The organism is Rhodopseudomonas sp. BR0M22 (assembly GCF_010907035.1).
Taxonomy (GTDB): Bacteria; Pseudomonadota; Alphaproteobacteria; order Rhizobiales; family Xanthobacteraceae; genus Rhodopseudomonas.
Map to the genome: position 1 here is coordinate 35461 of NZ_QUMK01000032.1, position 22272 is coordinate 57732.

Below are 22272 nucleotides of genomic sequence, written 5' to 3' on the forward strand. Positions count from 1 at the left end.
TGCATTGATGCGGTTGCAGCCATCCAAAAATGACCGACAAGAACATCAAATATGTCCCCTTCGCCACCGAGATCATGAGCGCGCGCAGGCCGCATTTGTCTGAGCCGGAGACCGAGGGCGAATACGCGGACGGCAGATACAAAACCGAAGCGACCGCCACCGAGGGCTACGCTCAGCGCTTTATGGAGCAAATCCAAAAAATCTCCGTCTCTTACTTCGGTGACAAGAAGGCCGTGCATCTACCTTGGAAGAACACCAAGGAAGGCGACATCGCGTTCATATTCAGGAGCCCGAAGAAGAAGCCAGAGCTATTGGACAGCAAAGGCGTCCCACTCTCCAAAAGCGTGATCATCCGGGAAGGATGCTTGGTCCGTATCGCTGGTGTTATTGCTGGATGGGAAAAAGGGGCTATGAGCGGCGTCAGCCTCTGGTTGGATGCCGTTCGCGTGATCAGGCTGGTTGAGGGCTTCGATGCCTCAAAGCTGTTCGGCCCACCTGATGAAGGCTTTGATGTTTCAATAGCCTACCGATTTTATGGAGCGCATCACTTCTGAGCCGTAGTCCAGCTTCTCGATCGCCTTCCGCAGATTGACACGGTCACCCTTAGAATAGTGGCCGTAGGTCATGCTTTGGCGCCGATGCCCAACGAGGAGCTTCACGGTGCTTTCAGGCACCTCAAGACCCTCCATGCACGTGATGAAGGTGTTGCGGAGCGCGTGAAAGTCCTCTTTGTCTCCTGTGACGCCAACCTGCTCCCTGAAGCGTCCGTATGCCTTGCTGACGTACCAAGATCGTTTGCCATCCGGTCCACCAGCAACCAGCCCCTTGAACAGGTATTCGTCAGCGTCCTTGAGACGACGCTCGACAATCTCGACCGCCAGCAGGTGCACCGGTATTTCTCGCTTGGCCGCGCGCGTCTTCCCTGAGGTAATGACCATCCAATAGCCATCCTCCCGCTTGGCGACGTCCAAACTTTTCAAGGCACACAACTCGTCAAGTCTCGCGCCATGAAGCAACGCCAGCCGTAGCAAGTCGCTCAGCAACTGAGCATACTTGGGGGTGCTATAGGTGGCCCCCAGGAGCTTCAGGAGCCTTTCGTTGGCTAACCCACGCCTCTCTGCCGGAGCGGCCTTCTTTCCCAACTGCTGACCCCGCCACGGGTTCGCTGGAGCAATGCCCCGTCCTGCCAACCACTGCCATAGGGTTGAGAGAGACGAAACGTGTCGCCGCACCGTAGCGCGTGCCAAACCCGAGCCATTGAGGATGTCGGAAACGTAAGCTCCTGCCCTTTTCCGTGTGACATCTTCGACAGACACGCCCTGACCAGCCCAATCAATGAAGCGCCTTATTGTGCTCTCGTGCTGGGCCTTGGTTTGGCCTGCATGCTCCACCTCCCCTAGCCAGATCGGGTATTGGTCACTGAGCAGAGTGGCTTCGCCCGTAGCGGCCTTGTAGAAGCGCTCAGCAGCCTCTTGCCCGCTCTCATTCAAGATTTCCTTGGCGCGCGCCCTCAGCCGGTCCAATTCTTCTTCGTGGTCGCTCCACTCCCGGCCCTCCTCGTCCTCGTGCCACGTCCGGTCATGGCTCTCTAGGATTTGTCGGAACTCCGCTGCCTCCCTGGCGCGGGAAGCATCGGCTTCACTACCGGCTTTCTCCAGATGGGCGATCTGACGATGAAACTGGTCAACGAAGAAGTGCTTCCGCCGGTTTGCTTCGGCCAAGCTGTCCGTACCTAGCGACTTCTTGAAGCGCTTCCGTCCAGCCTTGGCCTGGAGGCGCTTGGGGACCTCCACCACTACCGAATAGGTGTTGTATTGCTTGATGAGGTACTTTTGGTCCATCAACCCACCTAGGTTAACCACCTAGACTTACAGGTCGAAACGATGATAAACAAGCTGCTATTGGGCTTCCGTCGCTTGTTGGATTGGTATCCAGGTTCCCCAGCCAAATCCGACCTTAGCCGATTGAGAATCCAACGTTTCGACGTATCGTTCACCAGTCGCTGACAAGCCGCGCCGCGCAGAAGCACCAGCCGGGTGAGCGTTGATGACCGACATCAAACCCGACGTCTCGCTGCTGAAGCGTGCCCTCGCTCGCCTGATCGAGGGACTGGCACGTTATCAGGCGGACATCTCCGATACTCAAATTCGCGACGGCTTGGTGCAGCGCTTCGCGTTCACCTATGAGATCGCGCACAAGATGCTGAAGCGCTACCTGGAATTCGCTGCGCCGAACCCGGCGCTGATCGACGGCATGAGCTTTCAGGATCTGATCCGTACCGCGAGTGAACAGGGTCTATTGCTCGGCGAATGGGCCGACTGGCGCGGCTTCCGCGAAATGCGCAGCAAGACCAGCCACACCTACAACGAGGACGTGGCGCTGGAAGTGGTCGGCGGCATCCCGCGCTTCATCGAGGAAGCCCGCGTACTTTACGACCGTCTCGCCGAGCGGCTGTCATGACGGCGCCCCTGCCGAAGCTGGATTTGCGCCCCGAGCACTGGGCGATGGTTCGCGATATCCTGGCGACGCAGATCCCGGACCGGGAAGTTCTCGCCTTCGGCTCGCGCGCTCGGGGACAGGCGAAGCGGTATTCGGATCTCGATCTCGCCGTGCTCGGAGATGATCCGCTCGGCCTCCACAAGGTGGCCGAACTGAAGGAAGCGTTCGAGGAGTCGGACCTTCCATTCAAGGTCGACGTCGTCGAGTGGGCGCAGACCGATACGCGGTTTCGCGACGTGATCCGGCGCGATGCGGTGCGGGTGCAGAACGGCTGTGCGGCCACTCCCTGAGCTGCGCTCCTCACCCCTCCCCCACCGCCTTCGCCTGGACCAGCGCGTCGATCTCGTCGGCGCGGTAGCCGGCCTCCAGCAGCACCTCGCGGGAATGTTCGCCGAGACGCGGAGATGGGCGGTGCAGGTTGGGCGGGGCTTCGGAGAAGCGCGTCGCCGGGCGGGCCTGGCGGAGCTTGCCTTCGCTGGGATGATCGATCGCGGCGAACAGGCCTACGGCTTTGAGGTGCTCCTGCTCGCCGATCTCGCTGATCTTGGCAAATGCCGTGTGCGGCACGTCGAGGCGCAGCAGCAATTCCTCCCACTCGGCGGTGGTGCGGGCCGGCGCGATCTCGGCCATCGCCGCATAGATCCGGTCGATGTTCTCCGCCCGCGCCACCGGATCGCGCACTTGCAGCTCGTCGATCAGTTCGGAGCGGCCGACCGCCTCGAAGAACGCGCACCAGTTGTCGCCGGAATACGGCAGCATCGTCATCCAGCCGTCCTTGGTGCGCACCGGCTTGCGCTCCTTCATCCGCTTGTAGCCGGACGGGCCGATCGGCGGATCGAACGCGTAGCCGCCGAGCATCTCGATGCTGTTGAAGCCGGCGATGGTCTCCAGCATCGGCACCTCGACGAGCTGGCCCTTGCCGGTGCGCTCGCGGCTGAACAGCGCCGCCGACACCGCGCCGGCGAGCGCTTGGCCGCAGATCTTGTCGCCGACCAGGCTCGGCACGAATTGCGGCTCGTCGTCCGAGCCGATCGATGAGGCAAGACCCGAAGCCGCCTGGATGATCTCGTCGAATGCCGGCCGCGCCGCCCACGGCCCGTCCTGGCCGAAGCCGGTCGCCGCCGCATAGATCAGCCGCGGGTTCAGCGCCGCGCAGGCGTCATGGCCGAAACCGAGTCGCGCCATCGCGGCGGGGCGGACGTTGGTGAGCAGCACGTCGGCGGTCGGGATGAGCCGCTGCAGCACCGCCTTGCCGTCGGGATGCTTCAGGTCCAGCGCGAGGCTGCGCTTGTTGCGGTTCACCGCCATGAACTGGCCGCTCATGCCGCGGTTCCGGAACAGTCCGGTGTAGCGCCACATGTCGCCGTCGAGGGTTTCGATCTTGATGACGTCGCCGCCCCAGTCGCCAAGGATCTGCGCCGCATAGGGGCCGAACAGCACGCTGGTGAGGTCGAGAATGCGGATGCCGGCGAGCGGCCCGGTCGGTGCGGTCATGGACTCAACGATGTGGTTGAAGGGAAAAACTCGACGTCGACAGCGCGACGCCATTCAGCAGGAGGGGAGCGGCAAGCGCACTCTCCCATCCTGTCGCGCCGGGCGACTACTCGCTCAGCACGTCGCCGAACAGCTCCCACGAGGTGCCGTTGAAGCGCGCCATCTGCAACTGCCGGATCGGCGTGCGCTGGTCGGGGGACATCTGCAGCTTGATGCCGGGCAGCAGCATCGGCATCTCGACGCCATTCAGCGACTCGATCTGCTTCATCAGATTGGCCCGGGTGAGATCGTCGCCGGCGCGACGCAGCACCAATTCCATGATCTGCGTCATGTTGTAGCCGTAGACATTGAAGATGTCGGCCGGATCGGCGCCCGCATTGTAGGTCTTCATCCAGGCGCGCCATTGCTGAACGCCGGGATCGTTGGCCCAGCGCGGATCGCCCGGATCCTTGACGTAGGCGCCGGTGACGATGCCGACCGCATTCTCGAGCCCTGCGGGCTTCAACACGGAGCCGACCGAGTTCGACACCGCCGGCAGGATGATCTGCGGCTTCCAGCCGAGTTCGGCGGCCTTCTTGATCACCTGCGCGGCGAATTTCGGCGTGCATTCGTTGAACAGCACATCGGCGCCGGCGGCCTTGAACTTGACGATCTGGGAGTCGACGGTCGGGTCGGTGGTTTCATACACCGCCTCGGACACGATCTGGTTCACATGCTCGCCGAGCCCTTCCTTGAAGCCGGCGAGATAATCGCGGCCCGCTTCTTCGGCCGGCGTGATCACCGCAATCTTGGCGTTGGGCTTATTCGCGAGAATCCACTTCGCGTAGATCCGCCCCTCGGTCTTGTAAGTCGGCTGCGAGCCTGTGCTCCACGGGAAGTGCTTGGCGTCGTTCCAGCGCGTGGCGCCGCTGAACGGCAGCAGCTGCGGGACCTTCTTGATGTTGAGATACTTCTGCACCGCGATGTTCGGCCCGGTGCCCAGGATCGAGAACATCGCCAGCACCTCGTCGCTTTCGACCAGCCGGCGGACCTGCTCCACCGTCTTTGACGGCGAGTAGGCATCGTCGAGGCTCAGGAGCTCCACCTTGCGGCCGTTGATGCCGCCCTTGTCGTTCAGCATCTTGAAGTAAGCGGCTTCCGCCCGCCCGATCGTCGAATAAGCCGACGCCGGTCCCGAATACGGCATGGTCTGGCCGAGCTTGATCAGGCTGTCGCTGGCGCCGGGGTCATAATTGCCGCCGGCGTGCGCTGCGCTGGCACTGAGCGCTGCGACGAGCGCGACAGCGGCGACGACCTGAGTGTGCCGAGAAAAATGCATGCGGGGTCTTCCTCCATGGTCCGGCCGCATCGTCGTGTCGCGATGCTGTCCCGGTCTTCGCTCCCTCACGGCCTGTGCGACCGCGTTTGCGCTGCTTGTCGAATGCGCTTGTTATCGGAGAGCGTCTCGGCTCACCGGTTGGCGGAGACCATACATCCTTCGCCAGCACGGAGGCGTGCGATCCCGGACGCATCTGCATGCGAATTTCGCAGGCTCGGAAAGCGTGCAAGCCCCGTCAGGCTGCGCGCACTCGCACGAACACGTCGTAGCGCACGGTCTTGCCGACGATCTGATGCGACGGCTTGCGCGGAGCCGGCGGCGCAGCGGCGCGCAGCGGCCATTTCAGCACGACGCGGCCGCAGTCCGCGGACAGCGCCGCCGCCAGCAACTCGCCGACGTCCGGATCGGCGCCGACGAGGTCGCGCAGCAGCCGCATCTCCTGCTTGACGAGCGCGGTCTTGGTCCGTGGCGGATGCATCGGGTCGATGGTGACGACGTCGGCTCGCATCGTCGGCAACAGCGCGCGGGCATCGCCATGCAGCAACGTCATGCGGCCGACGATGGCGGCGAGTTCCGCGCTCTCGGCGCGCGCCGCCGCGAACGCGTCTTCGAGAAGCGCGTGCACGTCCGGCACGCGCTCGATCAGCGTCACCGTTGCGCCCATCGAGGCGAGCAGGAAAGCATCGCGGCCGAGGCCGGCGGTGGCGTCGATCACATGCAGCGGGCGCGCCGGCGAGACGCCGGTGGCCTTGAGCAGCGCGTGGCTGCGGCCGGCCTGGGAGCGAAACCGATAGCCGACCGCGCCGCCGACGAAGTCGACGGCAGGCGCGGTCCGGGCCTGATCGGCCATCGCGCCCTATTGCAGGCTGAGCGCGACGAAGCGCAGCTCGCCGGAGCCGTTGGCGACCAGCAGCAGCACGGACTTCTTGCCGTCCTTCTTGAGCTGGTCGACCCGCTTCTTGATATCGGCGGCGTTGCCGACCGATTCCTGCGCCACCTCGACGATGACGTCGCCGGCCGACAGCCGCTTCTCGGCGGCATCCGAGCCGTCGTCGACGCCGGTCACCAGCACGCCCTTGACGCTGTCCTTGATCTTGTAGCGGCCGCGCAGATCCTTCGACAGTGCGGCGAGATCGAGGCCGAGGACCTTCTGAGTCACCAGCTTCTCCGCCTCGGGCTGCGACTTCGCAGACGCCGGCTGCGGCTTGGCATCGTCGGCGAGCCGGCCGAGCGTGACCTGCTTGGTCTCCTCCTTGCCCTTGCGGATCACCACGACGTCGACGGTCTTGCCGACCGCGGTATCGGCAACCATCCGCGACAGGTCCTTCGGCTCCTTGATATCCTTGCCGTCGAACTTGATCACGACATCGCCGGGCTCGATGCCGGCCGGCTTGGCCGGGCCCTTGTCGTCGACGCCGGCGACCAGCGCACCGCGCGCCGGCTTGATGTTGAGGCTGTCGGCGATCTCGTCGGTGACCTGCTGGATGCGGACGCCGAGCCAGCCGCGGCGCAGCTCGCCGAACTGCCGGAGCTGATCGACCACCGGCACCACGGTCTTGGACGGCACCGCGAAGCCGATACCGATCGAGCCGCCCGACGGCGAGATGATCAGGGTGTTGACGCCGACGACTTCGCCGGCGAGGTTGAACAGCGGCCCACCGGAATTGCCGCGATTGATCGCGGCGTCGGTCTGGATGTAGCTGTCATAGGGGCCGGAGTTGATGTCGCGGTTGCGCGCCGAGACGATGCCGGCGGTCACGGTGCCGCCGAGCGAGAACGGGTTGCCGATCGCGATCACCCATTCGCCCAGCCGCAGCTTGTCGCTGTCGCCGAACTTCACCGCGGTCAGCGTCTTGCCCGCCGGCGGCTTGAACTTCAGCACCGCGAGGTCGGTCTTCTTGTCGACGCCGACCAGCTCCGCCTTGATCTTGGTGCCGTCGTTGAGGATCACGTTGATCTCGTCGGAATCGGCGATGACGTGATTGTTGGTCACGACCACGCCGGCCGGATCGATGATGAAACCGGAGCCGAGCGAATTGGTCTTGCGCGGGCCGCCGCCCTTCTCGCCGCGCCGGTTCTTGAAGAAGTCCTCGAAGAACTCCTCGAACGGCGAGCCCGGCGGCAGCTGAGGCATCGCGCCCTTGCTCTCGCCCGAGCCCTTGGCCTCGACGGTCTGGGTGGTCGAGATGTTGACTACTGCATCGATCACCTTCTCGGCGACGTCGGCGATCCCTTCTGGACCGCGAGCGGATGCGGGCGCGGGGCTGGCGAGCACGGCGACGCCGAGGCACAGCGCGGCGAGCAGCGGCCTGATCCGCAAGGGCCTGATCCGGGAACTATGGGCGATCGCAACGGGCATGGTCGAATCATCTCCTGGCGTGCGCAAAGGACGGCGCAGTCGCATGAACACTGCGTCCGATCCTGGAACCGGCGCAAGCATCGGTGGTGAGCGAAGCTACCCTATCCGCCGCACTGATTGCGGCGAAAACCGGCTCGGAGCCCGATGTCGTGGTTGAAAACGTCGTGACAGCACTCCGGCACCGTCACCGGCGCAGCAATGCCCAGCGCGCGAGCTAGTGCCGGACCAGCCAGATCAGCAGCAACCCGGCGACCGCAGAGCCGATACCGACCGCACGCAGCACGTTGTCCGGAGTTTCGAGCGCACTCTTCATCGCCCGCCGCATCCAGTTCGGACTGGCCGCGAAGATCAAACCTTCCAGAACGAACAATAATCCGACGCCGATGAGGAGGTCGGCGAACGCGAAAGACCTCATGCGACAGAATCCTCCCGGCCGGCGCGCGGCCCCCTGTTGTCTCAGCGCAGCTCCGCGCGCGCCGCTGTTGATCGGCCTGTTCTAGAGCAATTCCGCGTCCGATTGAAATCCAACCGCGGCTCTACAGGGTTGTTTTGTCGCGCCTTCTCATCGGAGCCTTAATCGGCCATCGCGCACAAAAGGAAAGGCCAAAAGCAAAACGGGCCGCTGGTGGGCGGCCCGTTGCAGTGTCGTGGTTTCGCTTTAGCGCGGTGCGGCAGGAGCCGCAGGAGCTGCAGCCGCGGCCGGCGCGGCGCCATTCCCTGCCGAGCGCCCGTCCGGGCTGCCGAAGAAGCGGAAGAAGTCCGAGTCCGGCCGCAGCAGGAAGCGGGTGTCGTTGCTCTTCAGCGACTGCTCGTAGGCGGTCATCGACCGGTAGAACGCGAAGAACTCGGGGTCCTTCGAGTACGCCGTCGCGAACAGCCGGTTGCGCTCGGCGTCGCCGGAACCGCGGATCTGCTCGGCCTCGGAATTGGCCTCGGCGATGATCACGGTAGCTTCGCGGTCGGCCTTGGAGCGGATCTCCTGCGCCTTCTGGCCACCCTGCGCGCGGAACTCGGCGGCTTCGCGCTGACGCTCGGTCTGCATCCGCTGATACACCGCCTGGCTGTTCTGGTCAGGCAGGTCGGCGCGGCGGATCCGAACGTCCACCACCGAGATGCCGTAGCCCTCGGCCTCCTTGTCGAGCTGGGTGCGGATCCGCGCCATCAAGCCTTCGCGCTCGTCGCGCACCACCTGGATGAACGTGACCTCGCCGAGCACACGCCGCAGCGACGCGTTGAGCAGCGTGGTGAGCTGAACGTTCGCGGCCGGGATCGAGCCAACGCTCTGATAGAAGCGCAGCGCGTTCTTGATCCGGTAGCGCGCGAACGCGTCCACCACCAGCCGCTTCTGATCGGCGGCGATGACTTCCTGCGACGGATTCTCGAGGTCGAGAATCCGCTTGTCGATGCTGATCACCGTATCGATGAACGGCGCCTTGAAATGCAGACCCGGCTCGGTGACGACCCGCACCGGTTCGCCGAGGCGGACCAGCAGCACCTGCTCGGTCTGGCTGACGGTGAACAGCGACGACCAGCCGACGATCACCGCGACCAGCGCCACGATCAGCGCGACGACTCCTGCGACTCCGGCCTTCATCGGTTGCCTCCGCCCATTTGCTGCTGGGTCTGCGGTGCAGCACCCGTCGGCGCCGCACGCTTCTTGGACAGCTCGTTCAGCGGCAGATACGGCACGATGCCCTGCCCGTTACCAGCGCCGGGGTCGTAGACCAGCTTGTCGGCGGAGCCGAGCACGCGTTCCATGGTTTCGAGATAGATACGCTCACGAGTCACCGCCGGCGCCTTCTTGTATTCCTCGTACACATCGAGGAAACGCGCGCTCTGGCCCTTGGCTTCGGCGACCGCCTGCCCCTTGTAGCCTTCGGCGTTCTGGATGATCTGCGCGGCGCGGCCCTTGGCATCGGGGATGACGCGGTTGGCATAGGTCTGCGCTTCGTTCTGCATCCGCTCGAGGTCGGCGCGTGCGGCCTGCACATCGCGGAAAGCGTCGATCACCTGCTGCGGCGGATCGACCTTCTGCATCTGCACCTGCTGCACCAGGACGCCGGCGCCGTAGCTGTCGAGCGTCTTCTGCATCAGTTCCTGCACGGCGTTCTCGATCGTGGTGCGGGCACCGGTGAGGATCGGCTGAATGTCGGAGCGACCGATCACTTCGCGCATCGCGCTTTCGGCCACCGCCTTCACGGTGCCCTGCGGGTTCTGGATGTTGAACAAGTAATTACCGACGCCGTCCGGCTTGATCCGCCACAGCACGGTGAAGTCGACGTCGACGATGTTCTCGTCGCCGGTCAGCATCAGGCTTTCTTCGGGCACATCGTGCATGGTCGCGCCGCGGCGCGCCGGATCGTTCATCAGCGTCATGCCGATGCTGATCGTGTTGACGCGCAGCGCCTTCGGCAGCAGCACAGTCTCGATCGGATACGGCAGGTGATAGTTCAGGCCGGGCTGGACGGTACGAACGTGTTTACCGAACCGCAGCACAACGCCGAGTTCTTCCGACTGCACCCGGAAGAAGCCCGACAGGCCCCAGATCGCCAGCGCGCCGAGCACCACGACGATGATGCCGAGCCCACTGAAATGACCGCCGGGAAGGATCTGCTGGAGCCGGTCCTGGCCACGGCGCAGCAAATCTTCCAGATCAGGCGGCCGCGGCCCCGACGATTGTGGCCCCGTTCCCCACGGACCCTTGGGGCCAGAACCCCACGGGCCTCCGCCTTGATTCTTCCACGGCATTCAAACATCTCCTTCGCGGCCGAACGGCCGCAGTCTGCCCGGCTTTATAGGGGACGGTCCCCTTGGGCACAACGCGCGTCGTTCCGCGTTGCGAGCTAAGCCTTGACGAAGGTTTGTCAATTGCCAACGGGGCCGCGCCCGGCTTCCGTCGCGGCACAGCGTCGATAGGTCACATAGGAGAAATCGGAGCTGTCCTGCGGCCCCGCGACGCGGCGCTCGCGCGCAACTTCCTGCCACAACTCCGGGTCGATCGCCGGAAAGTAGGTATCACCCTCGGGCCGGGCGTGCACTTCGGTCAGTTCGAGCCGCGCGGCGCGCGGCAGCCAGTGGGCGAAGATGTCGGCGCCGCCAATCACCGCAATTTCGGTGGCAAAACGCCGCAGCGCATCACCCCGCGCGACCTGTTCAGCAGCCTCGAACGAGGGCGCGACGACGACGCCGGCCGCGGCAAAAGCCGTATCGCGCGTGACCACGACGTTGGTCCGGCCCGGCAGCGGCCGGCCAATCGACTGATAGGTCTTGCGGCCCATGATCACCGGCTTGTTGAGCGTGAGCTGCTTGAACCGCTGCAGGTCGGACTTGAGCCTCCACGGCATCGCGTTGCCCTGCCCGATCACGCCGTTATCGGCGACGGCGACGACCAGAACGAGAGAGAGGTCGAACGACGCCATCAGGCCGCGAGCCGATAGATAAGAGCATCGTCGATCAGGACGCCGTTGATCATGTTACGACTGAATCGAACCGTCGAAGCCCCATCGACACGCACGACGCTACCCATCGCAGCCAAGACCCTGTCCTTGGGCGGGACGAGTTTGATACGAGCCAAGTCGATGCGGCTCCGCAGATCTCCGGCCGCATCCATCGCGCCAGCGACCTCGCGCAGCGCACCGAGCAAATCCCTCTCGGCTTTAGGAGTCCTGATCAGCAGCCGCCATTCGCCAGCATCAGCATAGTAGACCCACGCCGCCCCGGTCACAGGGAATGAAGCCGCGTCCAAGATCTTCAGCAGCTCCCGCCCCATTTCGATATCGGCTTCTACCAGTACTGCACCAGCCATCGAAAAACCCCGTGGTCTGCGCTCTCGATCGCATCCTGCATCGCCGTCGCGGTGACAGCGTCAATCATATCATACCGAGATTCCACCGACCACTCGGAAACGATCGACCATCGACTATCGAATTCGGGGTCGAGCCGACGTCGCCTAAGCGGCTCGGTCAGTCCCGCAAGTCCGACCAGCCTGGCGTAGTTGTGATCGAGAAACCCCTTCAAAACGCTCGTATCGGGCACTGTTTCGGCGACGATTTGCCGAGCGATGCAAGCCTTCAGTGCCAACTCGATACCATAGCCGTAGAGATAGTACGCGTTTGAGAAGCGGCGATTCTGGAATAGCAGTCGAGCATCATCGATCTTGGCTGTCGCCGCATTCTGAAGCGATGTCCGCGACAAGAATGCCATCGCTCACACCGCCACCTCGGCCTTGATGTGCGGGTGCGGGTCGTAGCCTTGCAGGGTGAAGTCTTCGTAGCGGAAACCGAAGATGTCGGTCACCTTTGGATTGATCGACATCGCCGGCAGCGACCGCGGTGCGCGGGTCAGTTGCAGCCGCGCTTGCTCCAGATGATTGGAATACAGATGCGCGTCGCCGAGCGTGTGGACGAAGTCGCCGGGCCGCAGCCCGGTAACCTGGGCGACCATCATCGTCAGCAGCGCGTAGGACGCGATGTTGAACGGCACGCCGAGAAACACGTCCGCCGAACGCTGATAGAGCTGACAGGACAGCTTGCCGTTGGCGACATAGAACTGAAACAGGCAGTGGCACGGCGGCAGCGCCATCTTCTCGACGTCGGCCGGATTCCACGCCGTGACCATCAGCCGCCGCGAGTCCGGATTACGTTTGATCATGTCGACCACAGCCGCGATCTGATCGATCGAGCCGCCGTCGGCGGTCGGCCATGAGCGCCACTGCGCGCCGTAGACTGGACCGAGATCGCCGTTCTCGTCCGCCCACTCGTCCCAGATCGTGACGCCGTGGTCGTGCAGGTATTTGATGTTGGTGTCGCCCTTCAGGAACCACAGCAGTTCGTGGACGATCGCCTTCAGCGGCAGCCGCTTGGTGGTCAGCATCGGAAAGCCGGCGGCCAGATCGAACCGCATCTGATGCCCGAACACCGACAGGGTCCCGGTTCCGGTGCGGTCTCGCTTCTCCGCCCCATCGCTCAAAATGCGTTCGAGCAAGTCGTGGTACTGGATCATGGCGAGGTGGCTCGGCAATGCAGCGCCGGCGCGGCCATCGGTCGGCAGCGCGGGAGGCTTCGGGAAGAGTCCGGACGGCTGCGAAAATGACCTGTGCCGGCGGCGGCGGCAAGGCCGCAGCGCAGCCGATCCACACAAGGCTGCTGCGATGCGGTCGAATGGCCGGCCGCTGCTAGGGAACCGAACCTCGCGCGACATCGTCCCAGCGGGCGATTTCGTTGTGGACGAGCCGGGCCAGCCCCGCCGGCAAGCGCTGGTCGGCCCGCGGAATGATGCCGCCGAGGTCGGTGAGCCGAAGGCGCAGATCGGATTGATCGAGCGCCTGCGACACGGCGGCGTTCAATTTGGCGACGATCGGCTCGGGCGTGCCGCGCGGCGCAAACAGCCCGGTCCAGGCCGCGACCCTAAACCGCGGCAGCCCGGCTTCGATCGCGGTCGGCACCTGCGGCACAGCCGGATCGCGCTCGGACGAAGCGATCACATACGCCTTGATCGTGCCCTGACGCAGCGCCGGCACGGCGTTGACGATCTGGTCGCACATGTAATCGACCTGCCCTTCGACCAGCGCCTGCAAGGCCGGCCCGGTGCCGTTGAACGGCACCGCGGTCGGATCGACGCCCAACAGGCGGTCCAGCAACAGGCACGACGCATAGGACACCGACCCGAACCCGGCATGAGCGACGTTGATATTGTCGGTGTGCGCCTTCACGAACGCCTCGAACTCGGTCATGTCCTTGGGCGGGAAGTCCTTGCGGGCAAGCAGCAGCACCGGCATCTCGGTGAGCAGTGCGACCGGCTCGAAATCCTTGTCCGGCCGGTAGCCAAGCTTGGGATACAGCGCAGCGGCCGAGCCGTGGGTGCCCATGTGTCCGACGATCAAGGTGTGGCCATCGGGTGTCGCGTGTGCCACGCGTGTCGCCGCCAGCGTTCCGCCGGCGCCGAGCACGTTTTCGACTTCGATCGGCTGACCAAGCGTCTTGGCCATCTCCCCGGCGATCAGCCTGGCGACCGTATCGGTCGGCCCACCTCTGGCGAACGGCACCACAACGGTCACGGTTCGCACCGGAAAGTCGATTTGGTCGAGGCGATCCTGGTCTGCCGCCCAGGCAGACGTCGACCACAGCAACGCAACGGCAATCGCGACGCCTCTCGCTGCGATCAGGCCGCCCAACAACTTCATCGTGCGTCTCCGCCGGAACGTTGTGGTGATAGCGAATTACTCGCGATCAGATCAACCGGCGAAAACAGCGTTACGGCGATGCCAGAATGCGGCGCGTCTGGTCAGCCCTCGGATTCGACGAAGACCTCGTCCCGCTTTCTCCGCAGCATCGGCAATACCGCCAGAATCAACAGCCCGACCGCAACCGCGAGCAGCGCAGCGGACAGCGGCCGGGTCAGAAACACCATGGCGTCGCCGCGGGCGATCAGCAGCGCACGGCGCAGATTGTCCTCCATCAGCGGGCCCAGCACCATGCCGAGCAGAAGCGGCGCCGGCTCGAATGCATGCTTGACCAGCCAATAGCCGATCAGCCCGAAGGCGCCGGCCAAGACGACGTCGACCGGAGCGTTGTTCACCGAATAGATCCCGATGCAGCAGAAGATCACGATCGCCGGAAACATCAGCCGGTACGGAACACGCAATAACCGCACCCAAACGCCGACCAAAGGCAGGTTGATCACCAGCAGCATCAGGTTGCCGATCCACATCGAGGCGATCATGCCCCACACCAGCTCCGGCTGGTTCTTCATCACCTGCGGTCCAGGCACGATGTTGTGGATGGTCATCGCACCGACCATCAGTGCCATCACGGCGTTCGGTGGAATGCCGAGCGTCAACAGCGGGATGAACGAGGTCTGGGCGGCGGCATTGTTGGCGCTCTCCGGCGCGGCGACGCCCTCGATCGCGCCGCGGCCGAACCGCTTCGGATCGCGCGCGATTTTCTTCTCCAGCGTGTAGGCCGCGAACGATGCGATCACCGCGCCGCCGCCCGGCAGGATGCCGAGGATCGATCCCAGCACCGTACCCCGCGCGATCGCGGGGGCGGCGTCGCTGAGGTCTTTCCGGGTAGGCATCAGACCGGTGATCTTCTGCTGCACCAGTTCGCGATCGGCCGACGCGCCGAAATCGAGGTTCCGGATGATCTCGGCAAAGCCGAACACCCCCATCGCCACCGTGGCGAAGCCGAGCCCGTCAGCCAATTCCGGCAGATCGAAGGTCATCCGCGCGGCGCCGGTCTCGATGTCGGAGCCGACGGTCGACAGCAACAATCCGAGCACGATCATCGCCAGCGCCTTCAGCACCGAGCCGCGGGCCAGCACCACCGCGAACACCAGGCCGAGGACCATCAGCGAGAAGTACTCGGCCGGGCCGAACGCCAACGCGACGCTGGTCAGCGGCTGACCGACCAGCGCGATCAGCACGGTGGCGAAGCAGCCGGCGGCGAACGAGCCGATCGCGGCGATCGCCAGCGCCGGACCGGCGCGGCCCTGCTTGGCCATCTGAAAGCCGTCGAGTGTCGTCACAACGGAGGTCGCCTCGCCCGGAATATTGACCAGGATCGACGTGGTCGAGCCGCCGTACTGAGCGCCGTAATAAATGCCGGCGAGCATGATCAACGCGCCGACCGGCGGCAGGCCGAAAGTAATCGGCAGCAGCATCGCCACGGTGGCGATAGTGCCGATGCCCGGCAGCACGCCGATCAGGGTGCCGACCAGCGCGCCGATCAAGCACAGCAGCAGATTGGTCGGCGAGGCGGCGACCTGAAAGCCGAGGGCGAGATTGGAAAACAGATCCATCGTCGCGGCCTCACTGCGTCAGGGCCACGGGCCACAGCGCAAACGGCAGTGCCAGCCCGTAGACGAACAACCCGCAGCAGGCGGCGGTGAGCACGATGCCGACCAGGACGGTCTCGCCCCAGCGCGTTTCCGGCGTGCCGAGCGCCGCGATCAGGAAACTGGAGAATGCTGCGATCACCAGCCCGAGCGGCCGGATCGTCACCGCAAATGATAGAATCGCGAGGCCGACAAACAACGGTCCACGCCAGTGGAATTTCGCCAGACGCTCCCCCTCCGCGAAGACCCCGCCGGCGGCGATCACAGCCCCCAATCCAAGCAGCAGCACCGCGAGCAACCGCGGCACCGTCCCCGGCCCGAACCGAAAACCGTGCATGCCGCCGAGATCGCTGGCAGCCCATAGCGCGAAGGCGGCGACCGCCATCAAGGCCAGCCCGCCGACAAAATCCTGCGGCCCGCGAATCCAGTTCGGAAACACGGATCGCTCCCGCACGCCGCTCGGCGCCTCGTCCATCGGTCGTCTCCCCAGCCCTGCGCACCGCCCGGCCCGGGAGCGGCATCTTCTGTGTTTGGCCGATCGGCCGGGTTCAAACAATGCCGGCGAATCCCAGCACACCGCCGGCAAGCAGCAGCCAGAGTGGATTGATCCCGGTTACGGCTGCCAGCACCGCGACGATCGCCGTCAATGTCAGCGATGCGGCGGAGCGGTCCGAGGCCAGAGCCAGGATCAGACCGCTCGCCGCCATCAGGCCGATCGAGAGCGGCACCAGCGCCGCCTGGATGATCCCCGGCCAGCGAGACGTCGTCGCGCGGCCAAGCACCCGGCTGACCAGATAGGCCAGCGTCGCGCTCGGCCCGCACATCCCGAGCGTCGCCACCAGCGCTCCGGCAAGCCCGGCCGCCTGATAGCCGATCAGCGCGACGATCATCACGTTCGGGCCAGGCGAGAGCTGGGCAATTGCGAAGGCGTCGGCGAATTGCTGCTCGGTCAGCCAGTGATTGAGCGTGACGGCGACACGGTGGATTTCCGGCAGCGCCGCGTTGGCGCCGCCGATCGCGAACAGCGACATCGTGCTGAAGGTCACGGCGAGACCGCCGAGCGACGGCGCCCCGGTCATGCGGTGCGCCTCCGCAGCAGATAAGTGGCGCCGATGCTGCACGGCACTGCCACCGCCAGCACCCACGGCATCGGCAGCCGCAGCACGCCGACGGCGACGAACACGGCCACAAGCAGCCCGATCGCGACCGGATCGCGCTTACGCAGCAGCGGCAGCAGCATCTTGAACGCGACCGAGAACAACAGCCCGATCGCCGCGTAGGACACCCCGGCGAGGATACGCCGCAACGCCTCGATCTCGCCGTAATGGGCGTAAAGCACCGCCAACAGCGTCACGATCAGCAGCGGCGGGCCGACCAGCCCGGCAAACGCCGCGATCGCCCCGGGGATGCCGCGGAACCGCGCGCCGAACACCACCGACAGATTGACGATGTTCGGCCCCGGCAAGAAATGGCAGAGCGCGAAGGTTTCGTTGAACTCCTCCGCCGTCATCCAGCGGTGCTGCTCGACGATCGCCCGCCGCGCCCACACCAGCACGCCGCCGAATCCGGCCAGCGACATCTTGGCGAAGGCGACGAACAGCTCGCTGAGGCCGGGCGCCGGAGCGATCGGGGCGTCTGCGGGATCGCGATCGGAAGCGTCGATGAGGGCCATTCGGTAGCTTTAGACCGCCGCACCGGACGCAACCACCGGCTTTTCCGCCGTCCCCCTGTTCGCGTACCGCCAAGCTGCCCGGACCTGATCCAAGTCCACGGACAGATCGCCCGCGCCCGCCCACAAGTGCTTGGCAGGGAGGCCCTTTCGCCGGCAAGGATTGCACCCTATATTGGGGGCGTCGGGGCAACCCGACTATGGAAATAAATGGCCGTCGTAATAAACCATTCGGACCCGGGGGCGGTACCCGGCGCCTCCACCAAAGCCCGTCATCCTTCTTTCGGACGGCGAGCTTCGGCGGGGGCGAAATAGGATCGACGAGGGCGTAAAGGGCTTGCTTTTTCCCGGTATTGTTCCGCCGTTATCGGGCTACTGCAATAGTTGCCAACGACAACTATGCTCCGGTTGCTCAGGCTGCGTAAGGCAGTTTGAAAGACCACTTTAAAGCCCTAACGGGTTAAGCTCCGTTAGGCGGGGTTCGGAGGCACCTGGCAACAGAAGCCTCCACTCATCCTCATCACGTCTTGGTCGTTCAGAGTCTTGCTTGCCGAAGGCTGGCTTGCTGCCCGTTTCGCAGTGCATCGCCGCACAATTCAGCCGCGATTGATGCTGACCGTGGACACCGGCCGGGGTAGCATGATGTTTCGGCACGAGTCGGGCCCTCCCGATTGCCGAACCAGCCTCAGGGCAGCAGCCTTCGGGTTTCCGAGCGACGCGACGACCACACGGAACGACCATATGGCCACCGACCACATTCGATACGACGTGCTGGCCCGCGACGCCTTGCGGGGCGTGCTGCGGCACGTCCTCACCGACGTCGCGCAGCACGGCCTGCCCGGAGAGCATCACTTCTTCATCACCTTCCAGTCCAAGGCCGACGGCGTGAAGCTGTCCCCGCGGCTGCTGGCGCAATACCCCGAAGAAATGACCGTGGTGCTGCAGCATCAGTTCTGGGACCTCGTGGTCACCGAGGACCGTTTCGAGGTCGGGCTGTCGTTCGGCGGCATCCCGGAGCGTCTGGTGGTGCCGTTCGCCGCGATCAAGAGCTTCTTCGATCCGTCGGTGAAGTTTGGGCTGCAGTTCGAAGCGGCCGATGAGGCCGAGGACACCGACGAGTCCGAGAACGCCGGCGAAGTTGCGACCGCAGCTCCAGCACCCGTGTCGCTGCCGCCTTCTGCGGCCGCGACCGACGACCCGCCATCCGACGACGAGCCGCCCCGCTCTGGCGAAGGCGCCGAGGTGGTGCGGCTCGACCGCTTTCGCAAGAAGTAACGGCTCCGCCGATCATCCGGTCATTTGCACGCTGGGTCGCTCCGGCGTGCGTAGCGTTGCCGGATGACGCCGCCCACACCTTCGATCCCCAGCCTTCAGGACGACGATCATGGCCCGCACGCCCAGCTCTCCCCGCCCCGCGCGATCCGCCGCAACCCGGAGCGAGACCGATAGCTTCGGCCCGATCGATGTCGCCGCTGACCGCTATTGGGGCGCGCAGACCGAACGTTCGCGGCAGAATTTCCGGATCGGCACCGAGCGGATGCCGATCGGCATCATCCGGGCGCTGGCGATCGTCAAGCTGGCCGCGGCGGAAACCAACAAAGAGCTCGGCCTGCTGGACAGCCGCCGTGCCGGCGCCATCGTTCGCGCAGCGCGCGAAGTGATCGACGGCAGCCACGACGATCACTTCCCGCTGGTGGTGTGGCAGACCGGCTCCGGCACCCAGACCAACATGAACCTCAACGAGGTGATCGCCAATCGCGCCAATGAACTGCTCGGCGGCGAGCGCGGTTCGAAGAAACCGGTGCATCCCAACGATCACGTCAACATGAGCCAGTCGTCGAACGACTCGTTCCCGACCGCGATGCACATCGCCGCTGCGCAGGCGATCACTTCGGACCTGATCCCGGCGCTGACGCTGCTGCACGACGCGCTGCGCAAGAAGGAAAAGGCGTTCGCCAAGATCGTCAAGATCGGCCGCACCCATACCCAGGATGCGACCCCGCTGACGCTCGGCCAGGAATTCTCCGGCTACGCGGCGCAGCTTGCCAGCAGCATCGCGCGGATCAAGGCGGTGCTGAAGGAGCTGTATCCGCTGGCGCAAGGCGGCACCGCGGTGGGCACCGGGCTGAACACCCATCCGAAATTCGCCAAGGCGTTCGCCAAGCGCGCCGCCGCGCTCACCAAGCTGCCGTTCGTGACCGCGCCGAACAAGTTCGAAGCCCTCGCTGGCAACGACGCCTACGTGTTCGTGCACGGCGCGCTCAATGCCGCGGCCACCGCGCTGTTCAAGATCGCCAACGACATCCGCCTGCTTGGCTCCGGCCCGCGCTCCGGCCTCGGCGAACTGATCCTGCCGGAGAACGAGCCCGGCTCGTCGATCATGCCCGGCAAGGTCAACCCGACCCAGTGCGAAGCGATGACCATGGTGTGCTGCCAGGTGTTCGGCAATCAGACCACGCTGACGGTCGCCGGCAGCCAGGGGCACTTCGAACTCAACGTCTACAAGCCGGTGATGGCGCAGGCGATGCTGCAGTCGATCGGGCTGCTGGCGGATGCGGCGCGCTCGTTCACCACCAACTGCGTCGACGGCATCCGTGCCGACGAACAGCGTATCGGCGAACTAATGCAGCGGTCGCTGATGCTGGTCACGGCACTGGCGCCAACCATCGGCTACGACAACGCCGCCAAAATCGCCAAGGCGGCTCACCAACGTGGTACGACCTTGAAGGAGGAAGCGGTGCGCTCCGGACTGATCAGCGCGGTCGATTTTGACCGCCTGGTGCGCCCGGACAAAATGACGCATCCGAGCTGACCGCGCAGAACTTTCTCACAGTTCCAAAAAAGCCATTTCGGAAATTGATGTAAATCATATCCCTTGCTCGCGCAGATTGGTCAACTTGCATCTGCGGTGTTGCGGTTCGACAGTCTTATTTCGGTTTACGGAATAAATGTCGGTCTGCATCCAGGCAGTGATATGGTTTTGTTCTTGATGGTGATCGAGCCTCTAATGGCTTCGTGCATTCGTGCCCGCCTGTCAGGCGACGCCCGTTGCCGATTTAATCGATAATGGGTGACGTCATGGCCGACGTGGTCAATTTGAAACGCTTCAAGAAGCGAGTCGAGCGGGAAGCAGCCGCGAAACTCGCAGACGCCAATCGCGCACGTTTTGGCAGAACCAAATCGCAGCGTGAGCTCGACCAAAATCACGCTAGCCGCGCCAATCAACTGCTCGATCAACACAAAATCGGTGGCGAGGACGCGTCATGAAATCGCCGGTAGTGAAACGGTCGATCGTGGTCGCGGGCCACAAGACCAGTGTCAGCCTCGAAGAAGCCTTCTGGAACGGCATGAAAGAGATCTCCGGCGTGCGGGACATGACATTGTCCGAGCTCGTCGGAGAGATCGACAGCAATCGTCAACAGGGCAACCTGTCTTCGGCGATCCGGCTGTTCGTGCTCGACTACTTCCGCAGCCGCGCTTTGCAGGCGCAGCAGCAGGCAGTGGCTGATACCAAGACCGAAAGCTCACTGACGGCGCACTGATCGTCAGATCGGTGCGCTGTTCAGTCGGTCGCCCTCCCATTCGAGGGCGACAATGCCAAAGGCGGACGTGTCCGTGATGGACGCGTGTCTCCTGGGGCGGGTTTGATCTCCAACGGCGGTGGCAGTGGCGCGAGCTTTTCGCGCGACGTCGAAGGCAGAACGGTCGATGCTTGCGGCTGAGGCGGCGTTTTTGGCTGAGGCGACATCTTCGGCTGAGACGATCTATTCGGCTCAAGCGACGGAGGTCGTTGCGGCTGAGCGCGTTGCTTCTGTGCGGCGCGGCGCGGATCGGCGTCCGGCAATGGCGGTGTCACCGGCAGTGCGGGGCTGATCGCGGGGCCCTGCCCGGCGACCGGAGCGACTGCCGACGGTGTAGCCTTGGGCACTGTTTTGGGCGCTGTTTCGGGCGCCATTTTCGGCGTGGCCTCGGGATGACTGGCCGGCGTGCGGGCTGCCGCAGGCGGTGCCGAGCCCGGAGGAACTGGTGTGGCCGGCGGCGGCAGGCTCGAGGTTTGCGCTGGGGGCCCGCTGTCTTTGGTCGGCGACGGAGCCGCGCTGGGCGAGTCGGTCGCGGCCGGCGGCTTGCCGCCCTGCTCCAGCATCTGCAGCTTGCGGGTCTCGCGGTCGATTCGGCGGATCGACAGCCAGGACGACAGCCCCGACAGCTCGCGGCTCCACTCCATGCGATCGGGCGGCCCGGCTGCGAATATCCGAATCTCCGGCGGCAGCTCCTGCGCCGGCTCGGTCGGCGTCAGCATGACGCGCAGGTCGGCCTGGCCGGCGGCGATGTCGTAACCGCCCGAGATCAACGCACGAGCGTCCTTGGCCTGCAACGTCGTCGGCGACAGCTTCAGGCGGCCGTCACTGACGCTGATCGGAAACTGTGCCGTCTCGACCTTGAGCGGCGCCGCCATCAGTGCCGGCTCGACCAGCTTGGCGAGATGATCGGCGTCGATCGGCCGACCTTGATCGGCGGCGCGGAGCGCCACCGCGAAGGCCCCCGGATCGAGCCCGGAAATCGCAGCCTGCGACAGCGTCACCGTGCCGCCGCCCGACAGCGCGCCGGCGAGCGCCGAGGCGCTGCGGCCGCTGCTCGCCAGCGTGCCTTGCAGCGACAGCCTCCCCGGCGGCATGGCGAGCGCGCCGTAGCGGAGCGTCGCGGCATCGGCATCCTTGACGCTGAGCTGGGCGTCGAGGGCGACGCCGGCATCGGTCGGCTTGGCGGTCAGCATGGCTTTGATCTCGCCGCCGCCGAGCTTGCCGTTGCCGTCGAGCGTCAGCGATCGTCCGTCGCTACGCACCACGCCGCGCAGCGGCTGCAGCTCGCTGCCGCCCGGCAGCTCGGCCCGCACCGCCTGAAATGCGATCTTGCCACGCCAGCCACGCAGCCAGCCCTGCCCGAGCGGATCATCGGCCGGACGTTCGGCCGCCCCGAGCGCGAGTTGCAATGCCGGTCCCAGCGGCAGCGTATCGAGCCCCGCCTCGCCGTCGAGTTCGGCGGTTTTGCCGCGCGTCAGCTTCAGCCGGCCGCGCCGCCGCCAGCCCGCAATGCCGGCGT

At 64.9% G+C, this 22272-nt stretch carries 24 protein-coding genes, 1 other RNA gene and 1 pseudogene; 8 read left to right on the forward strand and 18 right to left on the reverse strand.

The window, feature by feature from the left end:
* Positions 1 to 29 precede the first annotated feature (29 nt).
* Positions 30 to 554 carry a hypothetical protein gene (locus DY468_RS12390; RefSeq protein ID WP_164605112.1) on the forward strand — a complete coding sequence of 175 codons (525 nt, stop codon included), beginning with the start codon at positions 30 to 32 and terminating at the stop codon, positions 552 to 554.
* Here the strand turns inward: DY468_RS12390 and DY468_RS12395 are convergent.
* Entirely contained in the window at positions 516 to 1841 is a 1326-nt protein-coding gene (locus tag DY468_RS12395; protein WP_246700961.1) for a tyrosine-type recombinase/integrase, read from the reverse strand. The genes DY468_RS12390 and DY468_RS12395 overlap by 39 nt on opposite strands.
* Before the next feature lie 205 nt (positions 1842 to 2046).
* Between DY468_RS12395 and DY468_RS12400 the strand changes: the two genes are divergently transcribed.
* Together DY468_RS12400 and DY468_RS12405 are read left to right on the forward strand one after the other, a co-directional pair.
* Positions 2047 to 2460, forward strand: a complete 414-nt coding sequence (locus DY468_RS12400) for a nucleotidyltransferase substrate binding protein (protein ID WP_164605113.1) — start codon at positions 2047 to 2049, stop codon at positions 2458 to 2460.
* Positions 2457 to 2789, forward strand: a complete 333-nt coding sequence (locus DY468_RS12405) for a nucleotidyltransferase family protein (RefSeq protein ID WP_164605114.1) — start codon at positions 2457 to 2459, stop codon at positions 2787 to 2789. Before DY468_RS12400 ends, DY468_RS12405 begins: the two co-directional genes overlap by 4 nt.
* Positions 2790 to 2799: 10 nt before the next feature.
* On the opposite strand, the gene DY468_RS12410 is transcribed toward DY468_RS12405, so the two are convergent.
* From DY468_RS12410 to DY468_RS12485, 16 genes are all read right to left on the reverse strand, one after another.
* Positions 2800 to 3993, reverse strand: a complete 1194-nt coding sequence (locus DY468_RS12410; protein WP_164605115.1) for a CaiB/BaiF CoA transferase family protein — start codon at positions 3991 to 3993, stop codon at positions 2800 to 2802.
* Between the two features lie 106 nt (positions 3994 to 4099).
* Complete coding sequence (locus DY468_RS12415; protein ID WP_164605116.1) at positions 4100 to 5311, reverse strand: ABC transporter substrate-binding protein; 1212 nt, start codon at positions 5309 to 5311, stop codon at positions 4100 to 4102.
* A 235-nt stretch (positions 5312 to 5546) separates the two neighbouring features.
* Positions 5547 to 6161, reverse strand: a complete 615-nt coding sequence (locus DY468_RS12420; protein WP_164605117.1) for a class I SAM-dependent methyltransferase — start codon at positions 6159 to 6161, stop codon at positions 5547 to 5549.
* Positions 6162 to 6167: 6 nt separating this feature from the next.
* Positions 6168 to 7670 carry a Do family serine endopeptidase gene (locus DY468_RS12425; RefSeq protein WP_164605118.1) on the reverse strand — a complete coding sequence of 501 codons (1503 nt, stop codon included), beginning with the start codon at positions 7668 to 7670 and terminating at the stop codon, positions 6168 to 6170.
* A 214-nt stretch (positions 7671 to 7884) separates the two neighbouring features.
* Positions 7885 to 8085, reverse strand: a complete 201-nt coding sequence (locus tag DY468_RS12430) for a DUF2065 domain-containing protein (RefSeq protein WP_164605119.1) — start codon at positions 8083 to 8085, stop codon at positions 7885 to 7887.
* A 243-nt stretch (positions 8086 to 8328) separates the two neighbouring features.
* A complete protein-coding gene (gene hflC, locus DY468_RS12435) occupies positions 8329 to 9264 on the reverse strand; it encodes a protease modulator HflC (RefSeq protein ID WP_164605120.1) in 936 nt (311 codons plus the stop codon).
* Positions 9261 to 10418, reverse strand: a complete 1158-nt coding sequence (gene hflK / locus DY468_RS12440; protein WP_164605121.1) for an FtsH protease activity modulator HflK — start codon at positions 10416 to 10418, stop codon at positions 9261 to 9263. The genes hflC and hflK overlap by 4 nt, the downstream gene beginning before the upstream one ends.
* Before the next feature lie 116 nt (positions 10419 to 10534).
* Complete coding sequence (locus DY468_RS12445) at positions 10535 to 11089, reverse strand: dihydrofolate reductase (protein WP_164605122.1); 555 nt, start codon at positions 11087 to 11089, stop codon at positions 10535 to 10537.
* Positions 11089 to 11475, reverse strand: a complete 387-nt coding sequence (locus DY468_RS12450) for a hypothetical protein (RefSeq protein ID WP_164605123.1) — start codon at positions 11473 to 11475, stop codon at positions 11089 to 11091. Before DY468_RS12450 ends, DY468_RS12445 begins: the two co-directional genes overlap by 1 nt.
* The gene (locus DY468_RS12455; protein WP_164605124.1) at positions 11454 to 11873 is read right to left on the reverse strand and encodes a HEPN domain-containing protein; all 420 of its coding nucleotides are present in this window, start codon (positions 11871 to 11873) and stop codon (positions 11454 to 11456) included. The genes DY468_RS12450 and DY468_RS12455 overlap by 22 nt, the downstream gene beginning before the upstream one ends.
* A 3-nt stretch (positions 11874 to 11876) precedes the next feature.
* Positions 11877 to 12671 carry a thymidylate synthase gene (locus DY468_RS12460; RefSeq protein ID WP_164605125.1) on the reverse strand — a complete coding sequence of 265 codons (795 nt, stop codon included), beginning with the start codon at positions 12669 to 12671 and terminating at the stop codon, positions 11877 to 11879.
* A 172-nt stretch (positions 12672 to 12843) separates the two neighbouring features.
* Entirely contained in the window at positions 12844 to 13851 is a 1008-nt protein-coding gene (locus DY468_RS12465; RefSeq protein WP_164605126.1) for a tripartite tricarboxylate transporter substrate-binding protein, read from the reverse strand.
* Positions 13852 to 13952: 101 nt separating this feature from the next.
* On the reverse strand, positions 13953 to 15467 hold the full coding sequence (locus DY468_RS12470) for a tripartite tricarboxylate transporter permease (RefSeq protein ID WP_164605127.1): 1515 nt from the start codon (positions 15465 to 15467) through the stop codon (positions 13953 to 13955).
* Between the two features lie 10 nt (positions 15468 to 15477).
* On the reverse strand, positions 15478 to 15978 hold the full coding sequence (locus DY468_RS12475) for a tripartite tricarboxylate transporter TctB family protein (RefSeq protein WP_164605128.1): 501 nt from the start codon (positions 15976 to 15978) through the stop codon (positions 15478 to 15480).
* A gap of 73 nt (positions 15979 to 16051) precedes the next feature.
* A complete protein-coding gene (locus tag DY468_RS12480) occupies positions 16052 to 16582 on the reverse strand; it encodes a chromate transporter (protein ID WP_164605129.1) in 531 nt (176 codons plus the stop codon).
* Positions 16579 to 17175, reverse strand: coding sequence for a chromate transporter (locus tag DY468_RS12485; protein WP_164605130.1), 597 nt, complete (start codon positions 17173 to 17175; stop codon positions 16579 to 16581). Before DY468_RS12485 ends, DY468_RS12480 begins: the two co-directional genes overlap by 4 nt.
* Positions 17176 to 17316: 141 nt before the next feature.
* On the opposite strand from DY468_RS12485, the gene ssrA reads away from it, so the two are divergent.
* The 5 genes from ssrA (at position 17317) to DY468_RS12510 (ending at position 20714) form a co-directional block, all read left to right on the forward strand.
* Positions 17317 to 17684: a transfer-messenger RNA gene (ssrA, locus tag DY468_RS12490) on the forward strand.
* Positions 17685 to 17913: 229 nt separating this feature from the next.
* Entirely contained in the window at positions 17914 to 18447 is a 534-nt protein-coding gene (locus DY468_RS12495) for an SspB family protein (RefSeq protein ID WP_164605131.1), read from the forward strand.
* Positions 18448 to 18556: 109 nt separating this feature from the next.
* The gene (fumC, locus tag DY468_RS12500) at positions 18557 to 19984 is read left to right on the forward strand and encodes a class II fumarate hydratase (protein ID WP_164605132.1); all 1428 of its coding nucleotides are present in this window, start codon (positions 18557 to 18559) and stop codon (positions 19982 to 19984) included.
* 266 nt (positions 19985 to 20250) lie between these two features.
* Complete coding sequence (locus DY468_RS12505; RefSeq protein WP_164605133.1) at positions 20251 to 20439, forward strand: DUF4169 family protein; 189 nt, start codon at positions 20251 to 20253, stop codon at positions 20437 to 20439.
* Positions 20436 to 20714: a ribbon-helix-helix domain-containing protein gene (locus DY468_RS12510; RefSeq protein WP_164605134.1), complete on the forward strand. Its 279-nt coding sequence runs from the start codon at positions 20436 to 20438 to the stop codon at positions 20712 to 20714. The genes DY468_RS12505 and DY468_RS12510 overlap by 4 nt, the downstream gene beginning before the upstream one ends.
* Positions 20715 to 20734: 20 nt before the next feature.
* On the opposite strand, the pseudogene DY468_RS12515 reads toward DY468_RS12510, so the two are convergent.
* Positions 20735 to 22272 (reverse strand): annotated as a pseudogene (locus tag DY468_RS12515) (AsmA-like C-terminal region-containing protein); the annotation flags it as partial.

Bases quoted from the DNA above. Each gene is read 5' to 3' on its own strand.
- DY468_RS12390 (WP_164605112.1), top strand. From the start codon at position 30: ATGACCGACAAGAACATCAAATATGTCCCCTTCGCCACCGAGATCATG.
- DY468_RS12395 (WP_246700961.1), bottom strand. From the start codon at position 1,841: ATGGACCAAAAGTACCTCATCAAGCAATACAACACCTATTCGGTAGTG.
- DY468_RS12400 (WP_164605113.1), top strand. From the start codon at position 2,047: ATGACCGACATCAAACCCGACGTCTCGCTGCTGAAGCGTGCCCTCGCT.
- DY468_RS12405 (WP_164605114.1), top strand. From the start codon at position 2,457: ATGACGGCGCCCCTGCCGAAGCTGGATTTGCGCCCCGAGCACTGGGCG.
- DY468_RS12410 (WP_164605115.1), bottom strand. From the start codon at position 3,993: ATGACCGCACCGACCGGGCCGCTCGCCGGCATCCGCATTCTCGACCTC.
- DY468_RS12415 (WP_164605116.1), bottom strand. From the start codon at position 5,311: ATGCATTTTTCTCGGCACACTCAGGTCGTCGCCGCTGTCGCGCTCGTC.
- DY468_RS12420 (WP_164605117.1), bottom strand. From the start codon at position 6,161: ATGGCCGATCAGGCCCGGACCGCGCCTGCCGTCGACTTCGTCGGCGGC.
- DY468_RS12425 (WP_164605118.1), bottom strand. From the start codon at position 7,670: ATGCCCGTTGCGATCGCCCATAGTTCCCGGATCAGGCCCTTGCGGATC.
- DY468_RS12430 (WP_164605119.1), bottom strand. From the start codon at position 8,085: ATGAGGTCTTTCGCGTTCGCCGACCTCCTCATCGGCGTCGGATTATTG.
- hflC (WP_164605120.1), bottom strand. From the start codon at position 9,264: ATGAAGGCCGGAGTCGCAGGAGTCGTCGCGCTGATCGTGGCGCTGGTC.
- hflK (WP_164605121.1), bottom strand. From the start codon at position 10,418: ATGCCGTGGAAGAATCAAGGCGGAGGCCCGTGGGGTTCTGGCCCCAAG.
- DY468_RS12445 (WP_164605122.1), bottom strand. From the start codon at position 11,089: ATGGCGTCGTTCGACCTCTCTCTCGTTCTGGTCGTCGCCGTCGCCGAT.
- DY468_RS12450 (WP_164605123.1), bottom strand. From the start codon at position 11,475: ATGGCTGGTGCAGTACTGGTAGAAGCCGATATCGAAATGGGGCGGGAG.
- DY468_RS12455 (WP_164605124.1), bottom strand. From the start codon at position 11,873: ATGGCATTCTTGTCGCGGACATCGCTTCAGAATGCGGCGACAGCCAAG.
- DY468_RS12460 (WP_164605125.1), bottom strand. From the start codon at position 12,671: ATGATCCAGTACCACGACTTGCTCGAACGCATTTTGAGCGATGGGGCG.
- DY468_RS12465 (WP_164605126.1), bottom strand. From the start codon at position 13,851: ATGAAGTTGTTGGGCGGCCTGATCGCAGCGAGAGGCGTCGCGATTGCC.
- DY468_RS12470 (WP_164605127.1), bottom strand. From the start codon at position 15,467: ATGGATCTGTTTTCCAATCTCGCCCTCGGCTTTCAGGTCGCCGCCTCG.
- DY468_RS12475 (WP_164605128.1), bottom strand. From the start codon at position 15,978: ATGGACGAGGCGCCGAGCGGCGTGCGGGAGCGATCCGTGTTTCCGAAC.
- DY468_RS12480 (WP_164605129.1), bottom strand. From the start codon at position 16,582: ATGACCGGGGCGCCGTCGCTCGGCGGTCTCGCCGTGACCTTCAGCACG.
- DY468_RS12485 (WP_164605130.1), bottom strand. From the start codon at position 17,175: ATGGCCCTCATCGACGCTTCCGATCGCGATCCCGCAGACGCCCCGATC.
- DY468_RS12495 (WP_164605131.1), top strand. From the start codon at position 17,914: ATGGCCACCGACCACATTCGATACGACGTGCTGGCCCGCGACGCCTTG.
- fumC (WP_164605132.1), top strand. From the start codon at position 18,557: ATGGCCCGCACGCCCAGCTCTCCCCGCCCCGCGCGATCCGCCGCAACC.
- DY468_RS12505 (WP_164605133.1), top strand. From the start codon at position 20,251: ATGGCCGACGTGGTCAATTTGAAACGCTTCAAGAAGCGAGTCGAGCGG.
- DY468_RS12510 (WP_164605134.1), top strand. From the start codon at position 20,436: ATGAAATCGCCGGTAGTGAAACGGTCGATCGTGGTCGCGGGCCACAAG.